The sequence below is a fragment of the Nocardioides sp. genome (assembly GCF_036503465.1).
GTDB lineage: Bacteria > Actinomycetota > Actinomycetes > Propionibacteriales > Nocardioidaceae > Nocardioides.
The window spans coordinates 1-2,914 of the sequence record NZ_DASXWU010000044.1; the positions used below are offsets into that span (position 1 = coordinate 1).

Below are 2,914 nucleotides of genomic sequence, written 5' to 3' on the forward strand. Positions count from 1 at the left end.
CGCGATGGGTGAGTCCTGGAGCGACCTGAACGCGATGGAGTACCTCTTCTCCCACCACTACTCCACGGGCGTGAGCCCGAGCGTGATCGGCCCCTACGCGACCGGCAACTTCACGACCGGCATCCGCGACTACGACCTCGCGCACAACCCGCTGAACTACTCCGACATCGGCTTCGACACCACCGGCGTCGAGGTGCACGCGGACGGAGAGGTCTGGAACGGCACGCAGTGGTCGGTCCGCCAGGCCCTGGTGAAGAAGTGGAACCACCGGTTCCCCTACCGGGACCGCAGGCTCCAGCTGCGCTGCGTCGACGGCAACGCGACGCACTCACCCCTGCCGCCCACGCGTTGCCCCGGCAACCATCGCTGGATCCAGCTGGTCTTCGACTCGTTCCTGCTCCAGCAGGGCACGACCTCCATGCTGGACGCCCGCGACGCGATGCTCGCGGCCGACCGGATGAGGTTCGGCGGCCAGGACCTGAAGGTGATGTGGAACGCCTTCGCGGCCCGCGGCATGGGCAAGGGCGCCCGCGTGCAGAACGGCGACGACGGCCAGCCCCGCCCGAGCTTCGCGTCGCCGAGGGCGCGCAACGCGGTCGTCCGGTTCCGTGGACCGGGAGGCGGACGGATCTACGTCGGCCGCTACCAGGCACGCGTCTCCCCCGTCGCCGACCTGAGCCGGCGCACCAAGCTCGACGCCGTGGCGCGGTTCGCACCCGGTCGCTACCACTTCCTCTACACCTCGCCCCGCACCGGCTTCGCCCGGTTCACGGTCCGGCTGCGGCCGGGCCAGCACCTCAGCTACCGGATCCAAGCGCCCGGCAACCTGGCGGCTGCGGCGGGCGGTGCGAAGGTGATCGCGTCGAGTGCCGGCTCGCTCAACGCCGCCGCGCTCCTCGACGGCTCCGAGGCGACGAACTGGGGCGGTGTCAACGGCGACGGCACCAACGTCGACGCGCGCCATCCGTACGTAGCAGTCGACCTGGCCGGGTGGCGCCACCGGATCCACCGCGTGCAGGTCAGCGCGATGCTGCACCCCGCTCCGGCGAGCCCGACCGACGTACCGCTGGCGAAGGACCCCGACCCCGACTCCGGATCGCGCTTCACCGCACTGCGCCGGTTCGCGATCGAGGTGTGCGTGCGTCACTGCGGGTCGAGCGACGCGAGGTGGCACCGGGTGTACACCTCCCCCGCCAACGCCTTCCCCGCCGTGCGTCCGCGTCCCGTGGCGCCGAACCTGACCCTCCGCGGCTTCCGGCTCGCGCATCCGGTGCGGGCGTCGGCCGTGCGCCTCGTCGCCCTGGAGAACCAGTGCACGGGGTACGCCGGGTACGCCGGCGAGCAGGACAACGACCCGACCAACGCCACCGACTGCAAGACCGCCTCGGACCGCGGATCGATCGTGCACGTCGCCGAGCTCGAGGTCTACTGACTCGAGGTCTACTAAGCCCTACGGGTGAGGCTGTCCGGCGGCCGGCGCGGCCTCCGGGGGCTCGCCTTGCGTGCCGCCTGCCGATTCGGAAGGGTGACAAGCATGGTCGGACGCATCCCCGTCATGGACGTCATGCCTCTGGTCGATCTCGGCCGGCTACCCGCGAAGGCCACCGCGGGCGAGCCACTCCCCGTCTCCGCAACCGTCTTCCGCGAGGGTCACGACAAGCTCGGCGCCGAGGTCGTGCTGGTCGCTCCCGACGGCACGACGCGTCCGCCGGTGCGGATGCGCCCCGAGGGCGAACGACCCGACCGGTACGCCGCGTGGGTCACCCCCGACTCCGAGGGCGCCTGGACGTTCGAGGTCCACGCGTGGTCCGACCCCCTGGCGACCTGGGAGCACGACGCCGGGCTCAAGATCCCGGCCGGGGTGGACGTGGAGCTGATGTTCACCGAGGGCGGGCTGCTGCTCGACGAGGTGGCGGGCGACCCGGCTCTCGAGCCCCGCGAGAAGGAGGTCGTGGCGGGTGCGGCCTCGGCCGCGCGGGACACCTCGCGGCCGGTCGAGGCACGACTCGCCGCGCTCCAGTCCCCCGACCTGGTGGCTGTGCTCGTGGCCCACCCGATCCGCCGGCTGGTGACCGTCGAGGGCCCTTACCCGTTGTACGCCGACCGGCCGCGCGCGCTGTTCGGCAGCTGGTACGAGTTCTTCCCACGGTCGGAGGGCGCGACGTACGACAAGAAGGCTGGGAAGGTCGTCAGCGGTACCTTCACGACGGCCGCCAAGCGGCTCGATGCCGTCGCCGGGATGGGCTTCGACGTGATCTACCTGCCGCCGATCCACCCGATCGGCCAGGTCAACCGCAAGGGCCCCAACAACACGCTCGACCCCGGGCCGGACGATCCCGGCTCACCCTGGGCCATCGGCAGCAAGGACGGCGGCCACGACGCGATCCATCCGGACCTCGGGACGCTGGAGGACTTCGACGGCTTCGTGACGCGGGCCAACAGCCTCGGGCTCGAGGTCGCCATCGACCTGGCCCTGCAGTGCGCACCCGACCACCCCTGGGTGACGGCGCACCCGGAGTGGTTCACCACCCAGGCCGACGGCACGATCGCCTACGCCGAGAATCCGCCGAAGAAGTACCAGGACATCTACCCGCTGAACTTCGACAACGACCCGACCGGCATCTGCAAGGAGGTGCTCCGGGTCGTCCGGCACTGGATGAAGCACGGCGTCCGGATCTTCCGCGTGGACAACCCCCACACCAAGCCGGTCGCGTTCTGGGAGTGGCTGCTGCGCGAGGTACGCCGTACCGACCCCGACGTCGTGTTCCTCTCGGAGGCCTTCACCCGGCCGGCGATGATGCACGCCCTCGGCGCGGTCGGCTTCCACCAGAGCTACACCTACTTCACCTGGCGCACCGCGAAGTGGGAGATCGAGGACTACCTCCGCGAGGTCTCCCACGAGTCCAGCCACCTG

2 protein-coding genes are annotated in these 2,914 nt (G+C 70.9%); both read left to right on the plus strand.

Features of this window, described 5'->3' with window-relative positions; translation table 11 throughout:
- Window positions 1-1,432: M36 family metallopeptidase (locus VGK78_RS07375; RefSeq protein WP_331526939.1), on the plus strand; the 1,432-nt coding region annotated here is incomplete at its 5' end.
- A gap of 102 nt (window positions 1,433-1,534) precedes the next feature.
- Window positions 1,535-2,914 (plus strand): maltotransferase domain-containing protein (locus VGK78_RS07380; protein WP_331526940.1); only part of this gene is annotated, 1,380 nt, incomplete at its 3' end.